Annotated in this window: 17 protein-coding genes; 10 read left to right on the top strand and 7 right to left on the bottom strand. The window is 60.5% G+C overall.

Annotated elements, in window-relative coordinates:
- Window positions 1-17: 17 nt before the first annotated feature.
- The 4 genes from guaB (at window position 18) to D8767_RS23835 (ending at window position 5,969) form a co-directional block, all read left to right on the top strand.
- A complete protein-coding gene (guaB, locus tag D8767_RS23845) occupies window positions 18-1,487 on the top strand; it encodes an IMP dehydrogenase (protein WP_016713074.1) in 1,470 nt (489 codons plus the stop codon).
- A 78-nt stretch (window positions 1,488-1,565) separates the two neighbouring features.
- Entirely contained in the window at window positions 1,566-3,143 is a 1,578-nt protein-coding gene (guaA, locus tag D8767_RS23840; RefSeq protein WP_016713073.1) for a glutamine-hydrolyzing GMP synthase, read from the top strand.
- A 142-nt stretch (window positions 3,144-3,285) separates the two neighbouring features.
- Window positions 3,286-3,729: a hypothetical protein gene (locus D8767_RS29390; protein WP_231115630.1), complete on the top strand. Its 444-nt coding sequence runs from the start codon at window positions 3,286-3,288 to the stop codon at window positions 3,727-3,729.
- A gap of 65 nt (window positions 3,730-3,794) precedes the next feature.
- A complete protein-coding gene (locus D8767_RS23835; RefSeq protein ID WP_256658599.1) occupies window positions 3,795-5,969 on the top strand; it encodes an ATP-binding protein in 2,175 nt (724 codons plus the stop codon).
- Between the two features lie 133 nt (window positions 5,970-6,102).
- Here D8767_RS23835 and D8767_RS23830 read toward each other — a convergent pair whose 3' ends face one another.
- Entirely contained in the window at window positions 6,103-7,080 is a 978-nt protein-coding gene (locus tag D8767_RS23830) for an IS5 family transposase (RefSeq protein ID WP_033902000.1), read from the bottom strand.
- 73 nt (window positions 7,081-7,153) lie between these two features.
- Between D8767_RS23830 and D8767_RS23825 the strand changes: the two genes are divergently transcribed.
- Window positions 7,154-9,103 carry a hypothetical protein gene (locus tag D8767_RS23825; RefSeq protein WP_177412728.1) on the top strand — a complete coding sequence of 650 codons (1,950 nt, stop codon included), beginning with the start codon at window positions 7,154-7,156 and terminating at the stop codon, window positions 9,101-9,103.
- Between the two features lie 350 nt (window positions 9,104-9,453).
- On the opposite strand, the gene D8767_RS23820 is transcribed toward D8767_RS23825, so the two are convergent.
- On the bottom strand, window positions 9,454-9,909 hold the full coding sequence (locus D8767_RS23820) for a GNAT family N-acetyltransferase (protein WP_029380258.1): 456 nt from the start codon (window positions 9,907-9,909) through the stop codon (window positions 9,454-9,456).
- A 209-nt stretch (window positions 9,910-10,118) separates the two neighbouring features.
- On the opposite strand from D8767_RS23820, the gene D8767_RS23815 reads away from it, so the two are divergent.
- On the top strand, window positions 10,119-11,501 hold the full coding sequence (locus tag D8767_RS23815; RefSeq protein WP_016713032.1) for a multicopper oxidase family protein: 1,383 nt from the start codon (window positions 10,119-10,121) through the stop codon (window positions 11,499-11,501).
- Complete coding sequence (gene tadA, locus D8767_RS23810; RefSeq protein WP_016713031.1) at window positions 11,501-11,980, top strand: tRNA adenosine(34) deaminase TadA; 480 nt, start codon at window positions 11,501-11,503, stop codon at window positions 11,978-11,980. The genes D8767_RS23815 and tadA overlap by 1 nt, the downstream gene beginning before the upstream one ends.
- Before the next feature lie 11 nt (window positions 11,981-11,991).
- Here tadA and mltF read toward each other — a convergent pair whose 3' ends face one another.
- The gene (mltF, locus tag D8767_RS23805; protein ID WP_016713030.1) at window positions 11,992-13,449 is read right to left on the bottom strand and encodes a membrane-bound lytic murein transglycosylase MltF; all 1,458 of its coding nucleotides are present in this window, start codon (window positions 13,447-13,449) and stop codon (window positions 11,992-11,994) included.
- 335 nt (window positions 13,450-13,784) lie between these two features.
- Here mltF and purL point away from each other — a divergent pair, with 335 nt between their 5' ends.
- Entirely contained in the window at window positions 13,785-17,684 is a 3,900-nt protein-coding gene (gene purL / locus D8767_RS23800) for a phosphoribosylformylglycinamidine synthase (protein WP_016713029.1), read from the top strand.
- Between the two features lie 3 nt (window positions 17,685-17,687).
- Window positions 17,688-17,999, top strand: coding sequence for an NIF3 1 (locus D8767_RS23795; protein ID WP_016713028.1), 312 nt, complete (start codon window positions 17,688-17,690; stop codon window positions 17,997-17,999).
- Between the two features lie 41 nt (window positions 18,000-18,040).
- Here the strand turns inward: D8767_RS23795 and tatC are convergent, their stop codons facing one another.
- From tatC to tatA, 3 genes are read right to left on the bottom strand one after another with little or no spacing between them, the layout of a single operon-like run.
- The gene (tatC, locus tag D8767_RS23790) at window positions 18,041-18,802 is read right to left on the bottom strand and encodes a twin-arginine translocase subunit TatC (protein WP_016713027.1); all 762 of its coding nucleotides are present in this window, start codon (window positions 18,800-18,802) and stop codon (window positions 18,041-18,043) included.
- Window positions 18,799-19,089 (bottom strand): Sec-independent protein translocase protein TatB, encoded by a 291-nt coding sequence (tatB, locus tag D8767_RS23785; RefSeq protein WP_016713026.1) that lies wholly within the window; start codon window positions 19,087-19,089, stop codon window positions 18,799-18,801. Before tatB ends, tatC begins: the two co-directional genes overlap by 4 nt.
- Window positions 19,089-19,322: a twin-arginine translocase TatA/TatE family subunit gene (tatA, locus tag D8767_RS23780; RefSeq protein WP_016713025.1), complete on the bottom strand. Its 234-nt coding sequence runs from the start codon at window positions 19,320-19,322 to the stop codon at window positions 19,089-19,091. The genes tatB and tatA overlap by 1 nt, the downstream gene beginning before the upstream one ends.
- Window positions 19,323-19,467: 145 nt before the next feature.
- Here tatA and gspK point away from each other — a divergent pair, with 145 nt between their 5' ends.
- Window positions 19,468-20,433, top strand: coding sequence for a type II secretion system minor pseudopilin GspK (gspK, locus tag D8767_RS23775; RefSeq protein WP_016713024.1), 966 nt, complete (start codon window positions 19,468-19,470; stop codon window positions 20,431-20,433).
- A 66-nt stretch (window positions 20,434-20,499) separates the two neighbouring features.
- On the opposite strand, the gene D8767_RS23770 is transcribed toward gspK, so the two are convergent.
- Window positions 20,500-22,575: a PhoX family phosphatase gene (locus D8767_RS23770; protein WP_016713023.1), complete on the bottom strand. Its 2,076-nt coding sequence runs from the start codon at window positions 22,573-22,575 to the stop codon at window positions 20,500-20,502.
- Between the last annotated feature and the right edge of the window lie 47 nt (window positions 22,576-22,622).

Here is a 22,622-nt window from a genome sequence, read left to right as displayed (position 1 = left end):
GCCCGGGAGCCCCCGCGATGCTGCGTATCAGCCAAGAAGCCCTGACCTTCGACGATATCCTCCTTGTACCTGGTTATTCCGAGGTACTGCCCAATGAAGTCAGTCTCAAGACCCGTTTGACCCGTGGCATCGAGCTGAACATTCCGCTGGTTTCCGCCGCCATGGATACCGTGACCGAAGCGCGCCTGGCCATTGCCATGGCCCAGGAAGGCGGTATCGGCATCATCCACAAGAACATGACCATCGAACAGCAGGCCGGCGAAGTACGCAAGGTCAAGAAGTTCGAGGCTGGCGTGGTCAAGGACCCGATCACCATCGACGCCGACGCCACCGTGCGCGACCTGTTCGACCTGACCCGCCTGAACAACATCTCCGGCGTACCGGTGCTGGCGAACGGTGACCTGGTTGGCATCGTCACTTCCCGTGACGTGCGCTTCGAAACCCGCCTGGACGCCAAGGTCCGCGACGTGATGACGCCAAAAGAGCGTCTGGTCACCGTCCGCGAAGGCGCCGACAAGAACGAAGTGCGCGAGCTGCTGCACAAGCACCGCCTGGAAAAGGTCCTGATCGTTGACGACAAGTTCAACCTCAAGGGCATGATGACCGTCAAGGACATCGAAAAAGCCAAGGCCTACCCGCTGGCCAGCAAGGACGACCAAGGTCGTCTGCGTGTTGGCGCTGCGGTCGGCACCGGCAAGGACACCGGCGAGCGCGTTGCCGCCTTGGTTGCCGCTGGCGTTGACGTGGTGGTTGTCGACACCGCCCACGGCCACTCCAAAGGCGTGATTGACCGCGTTCGCTGGGTGAAAGAAACCTACCCGCAAGTGCAGGTCATCGGCGGCAACATCGCCACCGGCGCTGCTGCCAAGGCCCTGGCCGAAGCGGGCGCTGACGCCGTCAAGGTCGGTATCGGCCCAGGCTCCATCTGCACCACCCGTATCGTTGCCGGTGTCGGCGTGCCGCAAATCAGCGCCATCGCCAACGTTGCCGCCGCACTGGAAGGCACTGGCGTGCCACTGATCGCCGACGGCGGTATCCGCTTCTCCGGTGACCTGTCCAAGGCCATCGTTGCCGGTGCTTCCTGCGTGATGATGGGTTCGATGTTCGCCGGTACCGAAGAGGCTCCGGGTGAAGTCGAGCTGTTCCAGGGCCGTTCTTACAAGGCCTACCGTGGCATGGGCTCGCTGGGTGCCATGGCACAGGCGCAAGGCTCGTCCGACCGTTACTTCCAGGACTCCTCGGCCGGCGCCGAGAAGCTGGTACCGGAAGGCATCGAAGGCCGCGTACCTTACAAAGGCGCCCTGGCCGCGATCATCCACCAGCTGATGGGCGGCCTGCGTTCGTCCATGGGCTACACCGGCAGCGCAACCATCGAAGAGATGCGCACCAAGCCGGAATTCGTGCGTATCACCGGTGCCGGCATGGCCGAGTCCCACGTGCATGACGTGCAGATCACCAAAGAAGCCCCTAACTACCGTGTAGGCTGAGGCTTCCAGCAATATAAGCATGCGGGGCTGTCACGACAGCCCCGCGTCGTTTCCGATTTCCACTGACGAGATTGAGTCATGGCCCTCGACATTCACGCTCACCGCATCCTGATCCTCGATTTCGGTTCCCAGTACACCCAGCTGATCGCCCGCCGCGTGCGCGAAATCGGCGTGTACTGCGAACTGCACCCGTTCGACATGGACGATGAAGCGATCCGCGAATTCAACCCGCGCGGCATCATCCTCGCCGGCGGCCCCGAATCGGTCCACGAAGCCAACAGCCCACGCGCTCCGCAGGCCGTGTTCGACCTGAACGTACCGGTGCTGGGCATCTGCTACGGCATGCAGACCATGGCCGAGCAGATGGGCGGCAAGGTAGAAGGTTCCGACCTGCGTGAATTCGGTTATGCCCGCGTAGACGTGGTCGGCAAGAGCCGCCTGCTCGACGGCATCGAAGACCACGTTGACGGCGACGGCGTACTGGGCCTGGACGTGTGGATGAGCCACGGCGACAAGGTTACCCAGATGCCGGGCAACTTCCACGTGCTGGCCAGCACCCCAAGCTGCCCGATCGCCGGCATGTTCGACGATTCCCGTGGCTATTACGGCGTGCAGTTCCACCCGGAAGTGACCCACACCAAGCAAGGCGGTCGCATCCTGTCCCGCTTCGTGCAGGACATCTGCGGCTGTGAAGCCCTGTGGACGCCTTCCAACATTGTTGAAGACGCCATCGCCCAGGTGCGTGAGCAAGTCGGTTCGGCCAACGTCCTGCTGGGCCTGTCCGGCGGCGTCGACAGCTCGGTGGTTGCCGCGCTGCTGCACCGGGCCATCGGCGACCAGCTGACCTGCGTATTCGTCGACAACGGCCTGCTGCGCCTGCACGAAGGCGACCAGGTGATGGCCATGTTCAAAGAGAACATGGGCGTCAAAGTGATCCGCGCCGATGCTGAAAAGCAGTTCCTCGATAACCTGGAAGGCGAAGCCGACCCGGAGAAGAAGCGCAAGATCATCGGCCGTACCTTCATCGACATCTTCGATGCCGAAGCCAGCAAGCTGGAAAACATCCAGTTCCTCGCTCAGGGCACCATCTACCCGGACGTGATCGAGTCGGCTGGCGCCAAGAGCGGCAAGGCCCACGTGATCAAGTCGCACCACAACGTGGGCGGCCTGCCGGAGGAAATGAACCTCAAGCTGGTCGAGCCGCTGCGTGAGCTGTTCAAGGACGAAGTGCGCAAGATCGGCCTGGAACTGGGCCTGCCGTACGACATGGTCTACCGCCACCCGTTCCCGGGCCCGGGCCTGGGCGTGCGCATTTTGGGTGAAGTGAAGAAGGAATACGCCGACATCCTGCGTCGCGCCGACCACATCTTCATCGAAGAGCTGCGCAAGGCCGACTGGTACCACAAGACCAGCCAGGCGTTCGTGGTGTTCCAGCCGGTCAAGTCGGTTGGCGTCGTTGGCGACGGCCGTCGCTACGCCTGGGTCGTGGCCCTGCGTGCCGTCGAGACCGTGGACTTCATGACCGCGCGCTGGGCACACCTGCCGTACGAACTGCTGGAAACCGTCAGCGGCCGTATCATCAACGAAATCGACGGTATCTCCCGCGTTACCTACGACGTGTCGAGCAAGCCGCCGGCGACTATCGAGTGGGAATGATCCCCGCGTGGTATGAAAGAACCGGCTTTTGCCGGTTTTTTCATGCCCGAACGAATGGTTTATTCTCTCGATTGAAAGAGCGCATTGTGTTGGTGCCAGCTCTCTGTCGGTAGCTGGGTATCGTCAAGCACGGAAGGCTAGAATGAAAGTCCTCACAGATGATGAGATTAGCGTTGCGTATGCTCACGTAGAAGCCGTAGACGAAGGGCGCGTAGGACCAGATAGAGCAAATTATCTTGCGTTAACGGACGCTGATTTTGAGCTTCTGTTGTACAGCCTCTATCGAGGACATACATCTGATTTGTCGTGGTACAGCAATGCTCGCTTGATGGTCACGGGCGCTGATCAAGGGCGGGATGTTTGGCTCACGAAGGATGAGAGGGCAGTTGGGCTTATTCAGTGCAAAAAGGTTAAGTCCGGTTTTACCCGGCCGGACACGCTCCGTGAGGTAATCAAGTTTCTTCTAAATGCTATACTTGAGCCCGCACTTATGCCGGAATCGGCCGGCTTTCGATTTATTCTTGCCCTTGCTTCAGATCCTGCCAGCACTCAATCGATTTTTTCGATGCGCCACAGACTTGGCTAACTGCCAATGAAACAAAGCTTTTAGGTCTGACTGCCGACGTCATTAAAAAGTATGAAGCATTCTCGATGCTGAAGATCGAGGCTGTCATGCCAGGCATCAGGGCTGCCCTGAAGAACCTGAAATATGAGCTTCTTAGACCAGTCGACCTCGATGCGTTACTGGAGTGTATCCCTGCTGTCCGTCAACGGTTTTTCAAAGTTCAACTTGTCGTGGCTGTGGAGGATGCCGAAGCCATGATTAAGGCTCGGTTCGCTGCAGTTGGCTTGGTCTCAAAGACCACACAAAAATTTACCAGAGCTGATGTTGAGGAAGACATAACACGGGGGTCGCGCGGTCTGGCCGACTGGCCTCAACTGATTTGGGGGCAGCATATAGAGCGACCAGAGTTTGACGATCTGATCCACCGGATCAATCGGCATCCTGCAGGCTCTACGCTAGTCGTCGGAGGAGCAGGGACTGGGAAGTCAGCACTTCTCGCTGAGCTGTATTGTGCCCTCAAGGCCCGCGGCGAGATTGTGCTAGCGATAAAGGCCGACATGCTTAGCCCTAATATTGTGAATTTCGCCGACCTCGCTCGCGATCTTGGTATGTCAGGTGATATCGAGCAGGAGCTTCTCTCGCTTGCGGTTGAAGCCCCGGTTGTGCTCATCATTGATCAGCTTGACGCTGTCAGTGAAGTGATGGACCAGAGTTCACAGCGCATGCAGGTCTTACTTCGTCTTGCGTCTCGGCTACAGGAGGTACAGAGTCAAGAGGGCAATAAACTTCCAATTCATGTTATCGTTTCTTCGCGACCATTTGAGGCGAAGTTCGACGCTCGATTTAAGTTGCTTGATGCGGATGAGTTACTACTTACTCTGCCTCCGTTCGAGCGGGTATCCACACTGCTAGGTGAGCTCGGTATCGACTCCACTGTCGTGCCGGATAGTCTCAAAGAGGCGCTGCGTACACCTTTTGCTCTCGGTATATACGTTGATCTTGCAAAATCTGGTTTGAATCCTGCGGATTTTACAGCAGCAAACTTACTTGATCGATGGCTCGACAAAAAACTACCTGTAGGGGCCGCGCGTGCTTCATGTCTGGCGTTCTTGCGCCAACTCGCAGCTGACATGACGCAGTATGAGAGCCTCTGGCGGCCGGCCGCTTACTATGACCCTGACTCCAGCGAGATGCTGCGTTGGGCCGAGTCGATTGGCATCGTCATCCGTGAAGACGCCAGTATCGGATTCAGTCATCAGTCATGGCTCGATGATTTCCAGGCTAAGACACTCCGAACCGCACAAGAGTTGGCTGATTACGCATGGAGTCGCCAAGAAGGGTTATTTGCGCGGGGAACAGTCTTGCGCGGCCTTGAGCACATGCGAAGGGTTGATATGACTTCCTATGAGGTGTCTATTCGCTTGTTGCTACCAAACCCCAAGACACGCAGACATTTGCGCCATCTTGTGGCCGATTTTTTGGCGAGTGCTGATGATCCGAGCGCAAGTGATATTGCTTGGGTCGATTGGATGGCGCGTAACGATCATGCACTTGCGAATCGGGCATTCAGGCAGCTAGCGATAAGATGGCCGTGCTGGAGGTCAGGTGTGCTGCCGCTTCTTCCTTTTCTTCTACAGGACGAAAAGCATCGCTGGAATGCGACCATGCTGCTCGTCCAAGAAGTTGCTGAAGACTCGAGCCAAGTTATGGATCTGGTCGACCGCTACTGGTCGGATGCTTCACATGACGGAGACGTGTTTAGTCTCTTTGAGCGTTCTGGTATTGCGACCGACCGTGCAATCGCCCATGTCCGTACGATACTCAATCGAACGACGTTGGCAGATTGGGCGATATCCCATTACGCCAAGACTTTGCATGAGAACGGCAATACCAGCGTTGCTTTGGATCTCATCTCATTTTGGGCTGAGTTGCAGTCTGCGGATCGGCACATTGGCATCAGGGTTTATGGTGTTGAAAAGATTGCGGCAGCCGCACCGCTCTATTGTGCCGAACGGCTCCTGCCTTGGTTTGTCGGGGTGGCATCGCGAGAAGTTAGTGGTGGACGGCCCGGGCATCGGTATCCGCAATCGATATCTGTTCCATACAATTGGAAATATGACTCTGGCGAGGGGCATTTGACGCAGCTTCTGCGAAGTGTGCTCGAAGAGTCAGCGGTTTCTGACCCGCAAGGTGCGCGCACCTTGCTTGCTACTGCTGTTGCTGTGGAAATTGACGAGGTCCAATCGCTAGGGAAGGTCTGAAGTAAGCAGCCGTTTTTAACGGCCTCGCTGTCTGAGGTTCAAAAAACACCGACTTAATCGAAAATCAGACCTTTCCTCCTGTCAGTTCACTGTTTTTTGCGGAATAGCACCTTTTCAGGGCTCATTGTCCACATCACAGGCGCACCTCGCCTGCATTCAACAGTCGTTTTCGCATCATCCACAGGTTCGATAAGGCAAACAGTGTGGTCTGCTGCGCGGTGTTTTTCACCAAGCCTCGGAAGCGGACTTTCGTATAACCAAACTGGCGCTTGATCACCCTGAATGGATGCTCAACCTTGGCCCGGACTTGAGCTTTCGCGTATTCGATTTTGCGGCGCATGCGACCGATCAGGCTCTTTTTTGCATGCTTCTTATAGCTGCTGGGGCGCGCTGCGATCGACCAGATCATCTGGCGATGTTGATGCTCCGCACGCTTCTCCACGCCGGTGTAACCGGCATCGCCAGAGACGTAAGTTTCCTCGCCATGCAGCAACTGATCGACCTGAGTCACGTCCGCCACATTCGCCGCCGTGCCCACCACGCTATGTACCAGACCGGATTCAACATCGACACCGATGTGCGATTTCATCCCGAAATAGTACTGATTTCCTTTCTTTGTCTGGTGCATTTCGGGGTCGCGTTTACCGTCCTTGTTCTTGGTCGAACTGGGCGCATGAATGATCGTCGCATCGACCACAGTTCCCTGACGCAGCAGCAAACCTCGGTCGCCCAAATAGCCGTTGATGACCTGCAAAATCCCACCGGCCAGCTCATGTTTTTCCAACAGCCGGCGGAAGTTGAGGATCGTGGTTTCATCCGGAATCCGATCCAAATGCAGCCCGGCAAACTGGCGCAGAATCGTGGTTTCGTAGAGGGACTCTTCCATCGCCGGATCGCTGTAGCCGAACCAGTTTTGCATCAGATGAACCCGCAGCATGGCCATCAACGGATACGCCGGACGACCGCCTTCACCCTTCGGATAATGCGGCTCGATCAACGCAATCAGGCCTTTCCAGGGCACGACCTGATCCATCTCAATCAGGAAACGCTCACGGCGGGTCTGCTTACGTTTGCCTGCGTACTCGGCATCAGCGAAAGACATTTGCTTCATCGGGGCTCAACCGTTCAGTTCGTGGGACAGCCGTATCTCACCAGATTTGGAAGTCTTTTTCAGAGTTTCCCTAGTGGCCGATACCCTGGCGGCGAACTCGGCTGTATTTGCTGAGTATGCGTTCTCGTTTCTCCTGGCCGATGAGCGGCGTCTTCATCTAGGTAGCGACACGTTCGACGATGAAAGTAGTGTCGGCCATGTGATCTGCGGATGGTCGTCAAGCACACTGATTGCCCAGATCACTCCCTACCTCTCTCTCGCTGATATTGAGCGGATGCGCGATTACATCGAGTCTTGGGAGCCTTGGGGGGGAGAATTACAGGAAGAGCGAGATCCTACCCAGCGAAGGCAATTGCTCCGTTGGTCTGATGAGCGGAGGTTGCGTTTACTTGCCGAACTACCTGTGCAAGTGCTGACGCCCCGTCGTCGTAGGCAAGTTGAGGAGTGGCAGGTTGAACAGCCCACGCTAAAAGCAAAGCGTGGCGGTCGGAGGATGGCGCAATTAGTTGGATCCCCCATGAGCCACGATCAGATGGCGAAAGCCAGTGACGATGCGATTATCAAAATGTTCGATGCAGTAAATGACCATACTGGCCGCCATGAGCACCCGAAACACTGGCTGAAGGGCGGCGTTACTGAGTTGTCTCGGGCTTTTGCCGCGTTTGCGAAGTCGTTTCCAGATCGTGTTCTTCGAATCATTCCGCGTTTACAACCGGGTCTACACGAGCAGGTTACGGGCGCCGCGATTAGGGAGTTGTCGGCGGTTGAGGCTGTTGACGCTCAGACACAAAAAGCTTTGATTTGGGATGCCCAATCCCGTGGCTTTTCGTCGACTAGCTTTCGCCACGATGTTGCCAGCGCCATGGAGGTACTCGCTAAACGCCTGAAAGGTCTTGAGGGTCGTGACATCGAGTTGCTCAAGGGCTGGCTGCAGCGCGACCCCAATGTGCTGGCAGCAGAAACAGTACGTAATGCCGAGTTAAACAGATCCAATCGTGAGCGGAATGAGAAACCAGATCAACGCCCTGAGGCCATGCTATTTGGCCGGGGCGGTGGGATGCATTTTCTCCCTCAGCGCAATTTCACGCTGCTGTCAGCGATCGCAGCGGGATATCTCCATCGTGACGGCGTGGATTGTGATGGTTGGCTCGAGGAGTTGGAACTACACGTTACTCATCCTGAAGATCCCGAGGTTTGGAGTGCGATCCTAATGTTCAGGTCGCATGAACTTTGGTGGGCAGACGCGGCAAGAGTGGGCGAACTGATTGAGGCGATCTGGCGGAGGTTTCCAGCGGCGTTTGAAGATGCAGCTGTAGTCCAGTCGTTGTGGCGCCTGCGCGTTCGCATGCATACGAGCCTAAAGCAGGAGATTGTCAACTTCTGGCTCAGTCATAGCGATCATAAGCTTAGGCAGATTGGTGGTGAGTTCTCTGCTGCTAGCGTAATTGTCGATAGCGCTGCTTCTTGTGGGATGGGCGAGATAGTCGAAGCGGTGATGGCCGGGGATGATATTTCTGCCAGGTCTGGCGTGCTATTTGCGGCTGCAGCGGGGTGGAGTGAACTTGATCTCGATATTCGGAGCCGCTCGCATGCCTACCTCATTTCTGTCGCTAGCATTGTCAGTGGGTTCGAGGCTCATGCTCTATCTACAGCTGTAGATCGTGGCGAGCGATTACCTCCCGATGAGATGACGCGAGCCCTGTTGGCTTCTGTTGCAGTAAATATTGATCTGCTTAGAGAATCGATGGGGCTGCTGTTTGTACGCTCGCTTCAGCACCTGTTGCTTTATCCAGGCTTTGAAATGCTGGTGCTTGAAATCGCAGAGGCTGCAACTGAGCTTGCACGTACATCGCCAGATAGGACCGTTGGAGGGTTGTACGACGGCGAATTTATAGGGCTTGTGATTGCACTTCAGCGTTCACCAATAGAGATCAAAACTCGTGCGATGACGGTCTACGAGCGCCTGCTTGACGCCGAGGTTCACGGCGCTGAGGACGCTGCAGCATTTGCGCTGCGCCGTTAAGGCCCAAGCCGTATCCGCTCAACCTGTCCGCTTCCTGGCCTCTCATAGCTTGGATGAGACGATATCCCTATCGGTCGCCCGATTCGATTATGGGCTGATGTTCTCCGGATTCCAGTGTTGATGCGGCAGTTTTTACTGGCGTTGCCCTAGGAAGGTGTTCCTAGCGATATCACCCTCAAGAGGAGTTTCCAGTATGGTATTTTTCATGGTTTCGAAATAGAATTTTCTTTGAATAGTGCGGTTCCAATGGTTCTTATGTGCCTATTGATAATAGAGTTGGAATGATCCCGCACCAATAGCCGGAAACACCCAAAAGCCCGCTTGAATGCGGGCTTTTGCATTTTTTAGCGCTACATCGAACCGAGCTGCAGGATCTCGTCTCCCGCTTCATCCTGCTCACCTGTCGGTTTCCAGCCCAGATGACGATAGAAGCCATATGAGCGTACGTTCGGGTCGCTGGAGCAAGCCAGGAAGGGGTGTTCGAACCCCAGTTCCCGCAGCTGATCGACAACCATCTGAAGCAAACGCTTGCCGGTTCCCTGGCCCTCGTATGCGGGTAGCAGGGCAAGTACGGTGACCTCGCCGCTGTCCTTGTCGGCGAAGCAGTAGCCGACTATCTCATCAGCATTGCAAGCCACGAACCCAGGGGAGCCCCCGTCGCGAATGCCGCTGCTCCAGGTGTCGACGGTGATGCCCAGGGCGCGCAGGTCCTCTTCCGTGAACGCGTTCTCCCTGGTCTGGGCCCGGATGGCTATACAGGTTGCGGCGTCTTCGGGTACTGCAGGGCGAAAGGTAATGGCTGCCATGATGTCGGCCTTGCTGAATAAAAAAACCATTGTGCGTGTACAGCGGTTTGCGAATCTGTAAACAAGCGTAAACACCAGGGACAGGGTGGCTTAGGCCATTGAAACAACACTTCACTTAATCTTTCCTATTTGCAGGTGTATCGTATTCGCCCTTCATCGCCAGCCGCTGCTGGCAGCTTGATTGCGCAGAACACGAGGTACCCGCACCGATGTCCTTCACCCGTCGACAAATGCTCAAGGGCCTGACTGGCCTGGTTGTGGTTGGCCTGGGCGCCGGTGGCGCGGCGCGTTACTGGCTGGGCAAGGTCGAAGACGAAAACGCCGGCCACGATTATGAGTTGATTGCAGCGCCGCTGGACGTCGAGCTGGTGCCGGGCTTCAAGACCGAGGCCTGGGCGTTCGGCCCGTCGGCGCCGGGTACCGAGCTTCGCGTGCGCCAGGGTACCTGGCTGCGGGTACGCTTCATCAACCACCTGCCGGTGGAAACCACCATTCACTGGCACGGCATTCGCCTGCCGCTGGAAATGGACGGTGTGCCCTACGTCTCGCAACTGCCGGTCAAGCCGGGCGAGTATTTTGACTACAAGTTCCGCGTGCCGGATGCCGGCAGCTACTGGTATCACCCGCATGTCAGCAGCTCCGAAGAGCTGGGGCGCGGTCTGGTCGGCCCGCTAATCGTCGAGGAGCGCGAGCCGACCGGTTTCCAGCATGAGCGCACCCTTAGCCTGAAGAACTGGCACGTGGACGAGCAGGGCGCCTGGCTACCTTTCAGCATCCCGCGCGAGGCCGCGCGCAACGGCACCGCCGGGCGCTTGATCACCATCAATGGTCAGCCCGACTCGGTGACCGAGCTGCCGGCCGGCCACGTGGTGCGGGTGCGCCTGCTGAACCTGGACAACACCTGGACCTACCGCCTCAACCTCAAGGGCAACTGCGAGGCAAAAATCTATGCCCTCGACGGCAACCCGGTGACCCCGCGCCCATTGGAAGACGAGTACTGGCTCGGCCCCGGCATGCGTATCTGCCTGGCCATCCGTATTCCCGAGGCGGGTGAGGAGATTTCCCTGCGAGACGGTTTCGTGCGCTTGGGCACCCTGCGTTCGGTGGCCAGTAACGACGTGCCGAGTGACTGGCCGCCAGCGCTGCCGCCCAACCCGATCGCCGAGCCGGACCTGGAGAATGCCGAAAAGCTCAACTTCAATTTCGAATGGGCGGCCAACGTCACTGTCACCCCTGACCCGGACAAACCCTCGAGCATGTGGCAGATCAACGGCCAGGCCTGGGACATCACCGACAAGACCTGCGCGGACCGCCCCATCGCCACGTTGCAGAAGGGCAAGAGCTACATCTTCGAGCTGAAGAACATGACCCAGTACCAGCACCCGATCCACTTGCACGGCATGAGCTTCAAGGTGATCGCCTCCAACCGCCACGACATCAAGGAGCCGTGGTTCACCGATACCTACCTGCTGGGCAAGAACGAGCGCGCCCAGGTGGCCCTGGTGGCGGATAACCCGGGCACCTGGATGTTCCACTGCCACGTCATCGACCACATGGAAACCGGCCTGATGGCCGCGATTGCGGTGGTTTGATGCGCCCGCAGATCATCGATCGCAGCCGCGATCAGGAATTCATGCGCCTGGCACTGACATTGGCTGCGCAAGGCGCAAGCATGGGGGAAGTGCCGGTGGGGGCAGTGCTGGTGCAGCATGGCCAGGTGATCGGCCAGGGCTTCAACCGGCCGATCATCGACAGCGACCCCAGTGCGCATGCCGAGATGGTGGCCATCCGCGCAGCGGCGAAGTCTGCCAGTAATTACCGGCTGCCCGGCAGCACCCTTTACGTGACCCTGGAACCGTGCAGCATGTGTGCGGGGCTGATCGTGCATTCGCGGGTGATGCGCGTGGTGTTTGGCGCCCTGGAGCCCAAGGCGGGGATCGTGCAGAGCCAAGGGCAGTTTTTCGGGCAGGGGTTCCTGAACCATCGGGTGATGGTGGAAGGCGGGGTGCTGGCGGAGGAGTGCGGGCAGATCCTCAGTGATTTCTTCAAGGCTCGCCGGGCCAAGGCTTAACCTGTACAGGCTTACATGGGCGGCGACTGATCTGCCGGCTTGTCCTTGTTCACCCCAGGCACATGCAGGTTGCCCTCGGCCACCTGGCCTTCGAGCTGCGGCTGGGTCACCCAGGTGAGAATGTCGTAGTAACGGCGGATGTTGGCCACGAAGTGCACCGGCTCGCCGCCACGGGCGTAGCCGTACTTGGTCTGGCGATACCACTGCTTCTGCGACAGGCGCGGCAGCATCTTCTTCACGTCCAGCCACTTGTTCGGGTTGAGCTTCTCGCGCTTGGCCAGGGTACGGGCGTCTTCCAGGTGGCCGCTGCCGACGTTGTAGGCAGCCAGTGCGAACCAGGTGCGGTCCGGCTCCTGAATGCTGTCGTCCAGCTCTTCCTTGATCTTCATGAAGTATTTGGCGCCACCCTGAATGCTCTGTTTCGGGTCCAGGCGGTTGGATACGCCCATGGCCTGGGCGGTGCGCTGGGTCAGCATCATCAAGCCGCGCACGCCGGTCTTGGAGGTGACCTCCGGCTGCCACATCGATTCCTGATAGCCGATAGCGGCCAGCAGGCGCCAGTCCACCTGCTCGACCTTGGCGTAGCTCTTGAAGTGCTTCTCGTACTTGGGCAGGCGTTGCTGCAGGTGCTGGGCGAAGGTGTAGGCGCCCACATAGCCCAACACGTCGACATGGCCGTAATAACGGTCTTTCAGGCGCTGCAGGGTGCCGTTCTTCTGCGCCTTGTCGAGAAATTCGTTGATCTCGTTGAGCAGGCTGTTGTCTTCGCCCGCGGCCACTGCCCAGCGCTGGTCGCGGGTGTCGCCCACATCGAAGGCCACGCGCACGTTGGGGAAATACACCTGGTTCATCGCCAGCTCGTTGGAGTCGACCAGGGTCAGGTCGATCTGGCCTTCGTCGACCATGCGCAACAGGTCGACCACCTCCACGGCATCTGACTCTTCATATTCCAGGCCAGGGTTCTGCTTTTTCAGCTCGGCCAGCAGGTCGGCATGGCTGCTGCCTTTGAGCACCATTATTTTATTGCCGACCAAGCCCTTGGCGTTGGTCGGGCGTGGGCGGCCGTTACGGTAGATGACCTGCGGGGTCACTTCCAGGTAAGGGTGCGAGAATTTTGCCTGGGCCGCGCGCCGCGTGCTACTGACCAGGCCGGCGGCTGCCAGGACCGGGCCGGAGGGTTTACCGAGGTCGTCAAACAGCTCATCGAGGTTGTCGGCTGTCTCGATCTCCAGCTTCACACCGAGATCGTCGGCGAAATGCTTGACCAGCTCGTACTCGAAGCCGGTTTCGCCGTTGCGGTCCTGGAAGTAGGTGGCCGGGCTGTTGCGGGTGATGACGCGCAGCACGCCATCCTCCTTCACGCGCTCGAGGGTGCTGGGTTTTTCAACGCAGGCACCGAGCAGCAGAAAGAGTCCGGTTGCGAGAAGCCATTTGGCGCAACGCTGGCGCAAAGCAGTGTGGGCGAACATAGGTTGCAGTATACGCAAAGGACCGGTTCAACCATATCTCGACAACGGTTAGCTTGTCTGGTAGCGGTTTATGTGATGTGGGGGCGTGGCGGTGGATTGTGTTTGGGCCACCAAGTGCCTGCCGTGAGAGGTGTGGCGCCTGGGAGATCGAGCGCCGCCCGCGCGGCGCTCGATCTCACAGGCCATAAACCTCTGGAGGCGAGCACCCGAAATATTGACCCGAAAGTCCGGTTCCACCGCCCGGCAGCCGTGGCGTAGAGCGGGTGCCGAAAGCCATCGAATTAGGCTAGAATGCACGGCCTCTAAGCACACCCCTTCCTGAGGCTGTCCCGACGATGTTGATCCTGCGCGGCGCTCCTGCCCTTTCTGCCTTTCGCCACGGTAAATTACTCGAGCAACTGAGCCAGAAAGTCCCCGCTGTTACTGGTTTGTATGCCGAATTTGCCCACTTCGCCGATGTTGATGGCGAACTGACCGCCGACCAGCAGCAGGTGCTGGGCCGTCTGCTCAAGTACGGCCCGAGTGTGCCGGTACAGGAGCCGACCGGTCGCCTGTTCCTGGTCGTGCCGCGCCTGGGCACCATTTCGCCGTGGGCCAGCAAGGCCAGCGACATCGCCCACAACTGCGGCCTGCAGTCGATCCAGCGCCTTGAGCGCGGCATCGCTTACTACGTGGCCGGCACCCTGAGCGATGCTGACGCTGCATTGATCGCCGCCGAGCTGCACGACCGCATGACCCAGCGCGTGCTGGGCCAGCTTGAGCAGGCGGCCGACATGTTCAGCCACGCCCAGCCCAAGCCGATGACCTCGGTCGACATCCTGGCCGGTGGCCGCGACGCCCTGGCCAAGGCCAACATCGACCTGGGCCTGGCCCTGGCCGAAGACGAGATCGACTACCTGGTCAACGCTTTCCAGGGCCTGAAGCGCAACCCGAACGACATCGAACTGATGATGTTCGCCCAGGCCAACTCCGAGCACTGCCGCCACAAGATCTTCAACGCCAGTTGGGACATCGACGGCCAGGCTCAGGAAAAAAGCCTGTTCGGCATGATCAAGAACACCTACCAGATGCACAACGAAGGCGTGCTGTCCGCCTACAAGGACAACGCTTCGGTCATCGTCGGTAACGTGGCCGGCCGCTTCTTCCCGAACCCTGAAACCCGCCAGTACGGTGCGGTGCAGGAGCCGGTGCACATCCTGATGAAGGTGGAAACCCACAACCACCCGACCGCCATCGCCCCGTTCTCTGGTGCCTCCACCGGCTCCGGTGGTGAAATCCGCGACGAAGGTGCTACCGGCCGTGGCGCCAAGCCCAAGGCTGGCCTCACCGGCTTCACCGTGTCCAACCTGCGCATCCCGGGCTTCGAGCAGCCATGGGAGCAGCCTTACGGTAAGCCTGAGCGCATCGTCGACGCCCTCGACATCATGATCGAAGGCCCTCTGGGTGGCGCGGCGTTCAACAACGAATTCGGTCGCCCGGCCCTGACCGGTTACTTCCGTACCTTCGAGCAGGCCATCAACACCCCGCACGGCGAAGAAGTGCGCGGTTACCACAAGCCGATCATGCTCGCCGGTGGTATGGGCAACATCCGTGAAGACCACGTGCAGAAGGGTGAGATCACCGTCGGCGCCAAGCTGATCGTGCTCGGCGGCCCGGCCATGCTGATCGGCCTGGGCGGCGGCGCCGCTTCGTCGGTGGCGACCGGTGCCAGCTCGGCAGACCTGGACTTCGCCTCGGTACAGCGCGAAAACCCTGAAATGGAGCGCCGTTGCCAGGAAGTCATCGACCGCTGCTGGCAGCTGGGCGACGCCAACCCGATCGCCTTCATCCACGACGTTGGCGCCGGCGGTATCTCCAACGCCTTCCCTGAGCTGGTCAACGACGGTGGCCGTGGTGGCCGCTTCGAACTGCGTAACGTGCCCAACGACGAGCCGGGCATGGCCCCGCACGAAATCTGGAGCAACGAATCGCAAGAGCGTTACGTGCTGGCCGTCAGCGCCGTCGATTTCGAGCGCTTCAAGGCCATCTGCGAGCGCGAGCGCTGCCCGTTCGCCGTAGTGGGTGAAGCGACTGAAGAGCAACACCTGACCGTCAGCGACAGCCACTTCGGCAACACCCCGGTGGACATGCCGCTGGACGTGCTGCTGGGCAAGCCCCCACGCATGCACCGTTCGGTTACCCGTGAAGCCGAGCTGGGCGATGACTTCGACCCGAGCAAGCTGGACCTCGACAACGCCGTCCAGCGTGTTCTTAGCCACCCGGCCGTGGCCAGCAAGAGCTTCCTGATCACCATCGGCGACCGCACCATCACCGGCCTGGTTGCCCGCGACCAGATGGTCGGCCCGTGGCAGGTACCGGTGGCCGACTGCGCCGTTACCGCCACCAGCTTCGACGTCTACACCGGTGAAGCCATGGCCATGGGCGAGCGTACTCCGCTGGCGCTGCTGGATGCCCCGGCGTCCGGCCGCATGGCCATCGGCGAAACCCTGACCAACCTGGCCGCTTCGCGCATCGAGAAGCTGTCCGACATCAAACTGTCGGCCAACTGGATGTCCGCCGCCGGCCACCCGGGTGAAGACGCCCGCCTGTACGACACCGTCAAGGCTGTCGGCATGGAGCTGTGCCCGGAGCTGGGTATCACCATTCCGGTCGGCAAAGACTCGATGTCGATGAAGACCAAATGGAGCGATGAGGGCGGCGAGAAGAGCGTTACTTCGCCAATGTCGCTGATCATCACCGGCTTCGCCCCGGTCACCGACATCCGTAAAACCCTGACCCCGCAACTGCGCATGGACAAGGGTGAGACCGACCTGATCCTGATCGACCTGGGCCGTGGCAAGAACCGTATGGGCGCCTCGATCCTGGCCCAGACCTACGGCAAGATCGCTGCCCAGGCACCGGACGTCGACGATGCTGAAGACCTCAAGGCCTTCTTCGCCGTGATCCAGGGCCTGAACGCCGACGGCCACCTGCTGGCCTACCACGACCGTTCCGACGGCGGCCTTGTCACCACCGTGCTGGAAATGGCCTTCGCCGGCCACTGCGGCCTCGACCTGCACCTCGACCCGCTGACCGACAGCAAGGGCGACGTGCCAGCCATCCTCTTCAACGAAGAGCTGGGCGCAGTCATCCAGGTTCGCCAGGATGCCACCCCGGACGTACTCGCACAGTTCAGCGCTGCTGGCCTGGGCGAAGGTTGCGTCGCGGTGATCGGCAAACCGGTCAACAACGGCGAAGTGTCCATCAGCCTGAACGGCGAAGTGCTGTTCGACGATGACCGCCGCATGCTGCAGCGCCAGTGGGCCGAAACCAGCTATCAGATCCAGCGGCTGCGCGACAACGCCGACTGCGCGGACCAGGAATTCGACCTGTTGCTCGAGGAAGATAACCCGGGCCTGTCGGTGAAGCTGGGCTTCGACGTCAACGACGACATCGCCGCACCGTACATCAAGAAGGGCGTGCGCCCGCAAGTGGCCATCCTGCGCGAGCAGGGTGTCAACGGCCAGGTCGAAATGGCTGCTGCCTTCGACCGTGCCGGCTTCGCCGCCATCGACGTGCACATGAGCGACATCCTCGCTGGCCGTGTCGACTTCGAAGCCTTCAAGGGCCTGGTCGCCTGCGGTGGCTTCTCGTACGGTGACGTACTGGGTGCCGGCGAAGGCTGGGCCAAGTCGGCGCTGTTCAACGCCCGTGCCCGTGACGCCTTCCAGGCCTTCTTCGAGCGTACCGACAGCTTCGCCCTGGGCGTGTGCAACGGTTGCCAGATGATGTCCAACCTGCACGAGCTGATCCCGGGCACCGAGTACTGGCCGCACTTCGTGCGTAACCGCTCGGAGCAGTTCGAAGCGCGTGTGGCCATGGTCGAAGTGCAGAAGTCCAACTCGATCTTCCTGCAGGGCATGGCCGGTTCGCGCATGCCGATCGCCATCGCCCACGGCGAAGGCCACGCCGAGTTCGCCAACGAAGCGGCACTGCTGGAAGCGGACGTTTCCGGTTGCGTGGCCCTGCGCTACGTCGACAACCACGGCAAGGTCACCGAAGCCTATCCAGCCAACCCGAACGGCTCGCCGCGTGGTATCACCGGCCTCACCAGCCGCGACGGCCGCGTGACCATCATGATGCCGCACCCGGAGCGTATGTTCCGCGCCGTGCAGAACTCGTGGCGCCCGGACGAGTGGCAGGAAGATGCCGCGCTGATGCGTATGTTCCGCAACGCACGGGTGTGGGTGAACTAAGGCGTGTACAAGCTCGCCTTCTTCGTCCCCGACAGCCATGTCGAAGTGGTCAAGGCCGCCGTGTTCGCCGCCGGTGGCGGGCGCATCGGTGACTATGACCACTGCGCCTGGCAAACCCTGGGCCAGGGCCAGTTTCGCCCGCTGGACGGCAGCCAGCCGTTCCTCGGGCAAGCCGGCCAGGTCGAGGTGGTGGAAGAGTGGAAGGTGGAGCTGGTGGTGGCTGACGACCTGATATCTCAGGTCGTCGCTGCGCTCAAGCAGAGCCACCCGTACGAGACGCCAGCCTATGAAGCTTGGCGGCTCGCCGAGTTCTAGACCGCATCAAGGCCATTCGCGGGCACGCCCGCGAATAGGCCCTACACGCCAGCCACAATGTCCTTGCCAGGCACCGGCCGCTTCAACCAGCCACAAGCCAGCAACCCCACCTCGAACAATACCCACATCGGCACCGCCAGCATCGTCTGCGAAAACACATCCGGCGGCGTCAATATCATCCCCACCACAAAGCACCCGACAATCACGTAGGGCCTGCTGCGCCGCAACGTGGCCACATCGGCCAACCCCACCCAGACCACGATGAACGTCGCCACCGGGATCTCGAACGCCAGCCCGAACGCCAGGAACAGCGCCAGGATAAAGTCCAGGTACTGGCTGATGTCGGTCATCATCGCCACGCCGTCCGGCGTCACGCTGGCAAAAAAGCCGAACATCATCGGGAACACCAGGAAGAACGCGAAGGCCATGCCGGCATAGAACAGCAGGATGCTCGACACCAGCAACGGCAGGGCAATGCGCCGTTCACGGCGGTACAGCCCCGGCGCCAGAAAGCCCCAAGCCTGGTGCAGCAGCAGCGGCATGGCCACGAACAGCGCACACATCGCGGTCAGTTTGAACGGTGTCAGAAACGGCGAGGTGACGCTGGTAGCGATCATGCTCGCGCCTTCTGGCAAAAAGCGCCGCAGTGGTTCGGAAATGAGCGTGTACAGCGTTTGCGCAAAGGGGAACAGGCCGGCGAACACCAGCGCCACCAACGCAAGGCAACGCACCAGGCGTTTGCGCAGGTCGCGCAGGTGTTCGGTCAACGGCATGCTGGCCGCCGGGTCCATGGCGATACTCATGAGGCGTTTTCCTTGGGCAGGGCGACCGTGGCTGCATCATTGGCCGGCTCCACGTTCAGGCTTATGCCTTGGCGGATTTCCTGCTCCAGGCGCTGTAATGGGGCGCTGTCGAGGTTCGGCATGTCGATTTCGCGTTCTACCTGCGTGCGCAAGGCGTGCATGGCCCGGCGCGCCTGACCCAGTCCGCGCCCCAGGGTACGCGCCGCCACCGGCAGGCGTTCCGGGCCCAGCACCAGCAACGCGACGATGCCGACCAACAGCAACTCGCTGAAGCCTACCTCGAACATCAGGCCTGACGATCCGCTTGAGGCTGCTGTGTGGCCTGGCCGTTCAGCGGCGCCTGCTGCTGTACCTGAGCCTGGCCAGTGGCATTGACATCGTTGTCACCGCCCATGGACTTGCGAAAACCCTGGATCGCCTCACCCACATCGCTGCCCAGGCCCTTGAGGCGCTTGGTGCCAAACAGCAGGAATACGATCAGCAGTACGATCACCAGTTGCCAGATTCCAATGCCACCCATTGCGACCACTCCTGTAAGGTCATGAAAAGGAAGGCTAATCCTGCCTCGTGTAGATGACGTACACATGACGGACGGGCATTGCCATCTACCTGCAACACACCGCGTGTTGACTGGCGTCTTTATTCTGCGAGCGAGGCACGCACGGATGGGTGGCAGGCAACAGCGGGGGGCGGCCCTGTTGATGGTGATGGTGGTGCTGGCAATGTTGGCGGCGGGTATGGCCTGGCTGGTGGAAGACGGCCGGCGTCAGGTGGATGAAGTGCGCCTGTTGCACCAGCGGGTGCAAGCGCGGGCCATGGAGCAGGCCGGCCTGGCGTACGCCGAGCAAGCCCTGCGCGACCCCGCCTGGCGGCTTAGCCCATTGTTCTGGCAGGCCCTGCGTGGGCAGCCGTTGAACTATGACTTTGGCGCTGGCCAGGCGCAGTTGCGGGTGCGCGACCAGCACACCTGCTTCAACGTCAATGCGCTGCTAGGTGCTGATGGCGAGCGAGCCGAGCGTCAGTTGCGCTATTTGCTAGGCGACGACATGGCGGCTGAGCGGCTGGTCGATGCGCTGGCCGACTGGCTCGACGCCGATAGCGATACCCGCCTGCAAGGCGCCGAAAGCGCCCAGTACCTGCGTCAGCAGCCACCACGCCTGGCGGCCAACCAGCCGATGCTCGACACCAGCGAGCTGAACCTGCTGCTGGAGCCGGACGCCAGTCGGCAGGGCCGCTATCCGATGTTGTGTGCCTTGCCGCAGGTTACCGGTTGGCGCCTGAACGCCAATGCGCTTGGGCTGGAGCATTTGCCGCTGCTGGAGGCGTTGTACGAAGGGCGCTATTCGCGCTCGTTGCTCAGCCGCATCATCAGCGGGCGGCCGGCGTCGGGGTATGTGGATGCAGGTGCCTTGCGTCAGGCGTTGGGGGCGGTGGATGACGAAACGTTCGAACGGCTGAGCGAAGGGTTGCTGCTCAACAGCGGGTATTTCCTGTTGCAGTTGTCGTTCGAGGAAGAGGGGCGGGCGATACGCAGCGAATTCCAGGTGGAGGCGTTGGGGGTGGTGCAATGGCATGCCCGGGTGCCGGCGCAGCAGGTGCGGGTGCGCAGCCGCGAGCCGATGGCTTGGTAGTGCTTGAGATTGCCGGGGCTGCTGTGCCGCGAAAGGGCCGCAAAGCGGCCCCCGTGCACAGGTCGATCAGGCAGTCCCGATCTCCCCGCCATCAATACGCTGAATCACCACCGTCGAAGCCCGCGGCCGTACCGTAGTCCCAGCCGGCGTAGCGTCGGTCGCCTTGTCGGTATATGGCCAGTTCCCCGGGTGCTGAATGTTCACGAACAGCGTCTTGTTGTCCGGCGTAAAGGTAATCCCGGTCACCTCACATTCATTCGGCCCAACGAAGAAGCGGCGCAGGTCCACCTGGTTCTGCGCGTTCACCGGCACCTGCTTGCCGCTGGCGTCTACCAGGTCGGTGGGGATCACTGCCAGCAGCTGGTCGTTGGTGTAATCAGTGAGGGTGCTTTCACCGTTGTCAGTCTCGAACCACAGCACGCCACGGCTATCGAAGCTCATGCCGTCGGGGCTGGCGAACTGGTTCAGTTCGGTCAGGCCGGAACGGTTGATATCGGCAGTACCGGCCGCGTTGGCGCCGAACACGAAGATGTCCCAGGTGAAGCTCAGCTGGTCGTCGCTGTCGTGCCAGCGAATGATGTGGCCATGGCGGTTCGGGCCGCGCGGGTTGGCTGCATCGACCTTTTCCGGGGTGCGCGCGCTGTTGTTGGTCAGGGTCAGGTAAACATCGCCGTTCAGCGGGTTGACCGTGGTCCATTCCGGGCGGTCCATCGGCGTTGCGCCCACGGCATCGCCGGCGCCACGGGTGTTGAGGATGATGCCTGGCAAGTCACCATACAGCGCACCCAGGGTGCTGCCGTTAGTGGTAGCGGTGTTCACATCCAGCAGCAGCCATACGCCGGTGCCGTCGGCATTGAAGCGGGCCACGTAGAGCTTGCCCTGGTCAAGGTACTTGGCACCGGTGGCCAGACGGTCGGCCGGGTTGGCGTCGGCGGCGTCCCACACGGCGGTGGACACCCACTTGTACAGGTACTCGTTGTTCGAGTCGTCACCCATGTACCACACCAGCGGCTTGCCGGCGACCGGCAGGCCTGGGGCGCAGCCCTCGTGGCGGAAGCGGCCCAGTGCGGTGCGCTTGGTGGCCAGGGTGCTGCTGTTGTACGGGTCGATTTCGACGATGTAGCCGTAGGTGCTGGCTTCGTTGCGGTAGTCGTCGGTGGCGCTGGCGCCTTTGACGGTGACGTCGAAACGGGCGAACTCGTCGGCCACCTCGGTGCTGTCACCGGCAGCGGTTTCCCACTTGTACTGGCCGCTGGAGGTGCCCACGCCAATGCGGCGCTGGTCTTCGGGGCGGGTACCCTTGTTGACGAAGATACCTGGCCAGTTCTCTTCACAGGTCAGGTAGGTGCCCCACGGGGTGTAGCCGTTGCCGCAGTTGTTGTTGGTGCCACGGCAATGGGTGCCGGCGGTGGAGTACTTGGTCTTGACGTGGTCGGTGCCACGCAGCGGGCCGGTGATTTCCATGCGCGAGGCGGTGGTGAAGCGGCGGTTCAGCGGGTCGTTGTCGACCACCTGCCAGCGTCCGCTGACTTTCTGCAGGCGCACCACGCCAGCCCCGTGGGCGTTGATTTCCTTGCGCACTTCTTCGACCGGGCGCTTGCCGTTCACGTCGGTGGTGGGGCCGGCCGGGTGCAGGGCGGCGGTGTCGATGTATTCGAAGTTGATCGCCAGCAAGCCGTCTTCCGAGCTGCCGTTGATGGGGAAGAAGTGCATGCCGTCATGGTGCATGCCCATGGCATTGGCCTGATCGGTCGAGGTGTTGCTGCCGTCGGACTTCCACGGGTTGCCATTGCTGTTAATTGGCGTACCCCAAGGCGCCAGCACATAGGCGCTGTAGCCGGCGGCCACCACGCAGGCGTCGGTGCGCGAGCCCGGGATGGACTGGAAGCCCAGCGCCAGTTTCGGGACCTCTGGTTCGGTAACAGGCGGCTCGGTCACCGGTGGCTCGGTGACCGGATCATCGTGATCGGAACCACCACCGTCGAAACAGCCTGTCAGGCCGGTACCGGCGATCATGGCGATGGCGGCGCCCAGGCTGCCGCGCATCACGCTGCGGCGGCTGAGGTAGGCGTCCATGACGTTGGCCATCGGCAGGTTGCCGCTTTGGTTCCGGTCCAGGTTGTCGCCGGTATCTCGACTCATCAGGGTGTCCTTATGTTGGCTGAGTTAGAGGAAACCGCGACTTTAGT

The sequence above is a fragment of the Pseudomonas sp. LTGT-11-2Z genome (assembly GCF_003691445.1).
Classification (GTDB): domain Bacteria; phylum Pseudomonadota; class Gammaproteobacteria; order Pseudomonadales; family Pseudomonadaceae; genus Aquipseudomonas; species Aquipseudomonas monteilii.
Note: the sequence above shows the minus strand (reverse complement) of the source record. Positions and strands in the feature narration are given on the sequence as shown.

Excerpts from the sequence above, each read along its gene's own strand:
- guaB (WP_016713074.1), top strand. The coding sequence starts at position 18 with ATGCTGCGTATCAGCCAAGAAGCCCTGACCTTCGACGATATCCTCCTT.
- guaA (WP_016713073.1), top strand. The coding sequence starts at position 1,566 with ATGGCCCTCGACATTCACGCTCACCGCATCCTGATCCTCGATTTCGGT.
- D8767_RS29390 (WP_231115630.1), top strand. The coding sequence starts at position 3,286 with ATGAAAGTCCTCACAGATGATGAGATTAGCGTTGCGTATGCTCACGTA.
- D8767_RS23835 (WP_256658599.1), top strand. The coding sequence starts at position 3,795 with ATGCTGAAGATCGAGGCTGTCATGCCAGGCATCAGGGCTGCCCTGAAG.
- D8767_RS23830 (WP_033902000.1), bottom strand. The coding sequence starts at position 7,080 with ATGAAGCAAATGTCTTTCGCTGATGCCGAGTACGCAGGCAAACGTAAG.
- D8767_RS23820 (WP_029380258.1), bottom strand. The coding sequence starts at position 9,909 with ATGGCAGCCATTACCTTTCGCCCTGCAGTACCCGAAGACGCCGCAACC.
- D8767_RS23815 (WP_016713032.1), top strand. The coding sequence starts at position 10,119 with ATGTCCTTCACCCGTCGACAAATGCTCAAGGGCCTGACTGGCCTGGTT.
- tadA (WP_016713031.1), top strand. The coding sequence starts at position 11,501 with ATGCGCCCGCAGATCATCGATCGCAGCCGCGATCAGGAATTCATGCGC.
- mltF (WP_016713030.1), bottom strand. The coding sequence starts at position 13,449 with ATGTTCGCCCACACTGCTTTGCGCCAGCGTTGCGCCAAATGGCTTCTC.
- purL (WP_016713029.1), top strand. The coding sequence starts at position 13,785 with ATGTTGATCCTGCGCGGCGCTCCTGCCCTTTCTGCCTTTCGCCACGGT.
- tatC (WP_016713027.1), bottom strand. The coding sequence starts at position 18,802 with ATGAGTATCGCCATGGACCCGGCGGCCAGCATGCCGTTGACCGAACAC.
- tatB (WP_016713026.1), bottom strand. The coding sequence starts at position 19,089 with ATGTTCGAGGTAGGCTTCAGCGAGTTGCTGTTGGTCGGCATCGTCGCG.
- tatA (WP_016713025.1), bottom strand. The coding sequence starts at position 19,322 with ATGGGTGGCATTGGAATCTGGCAACTGGTGATCGTACTGCTGATCGTA.
- gspK (WP_016713024.1), top strand. The coding sequence starts at position 19,468 with ATGGGTGGCAGGCAACAGCGGGGGGCGGCCCTGTTGATGGTGATGGTG.
- D8767_RS23770 (WP_016713023.1), bottom strand. The coding sequence starts at position 22,575 with ATGAGTCGAGATACCGGCGACAACCTGGACCGGAACCAAAGCGGCAAC.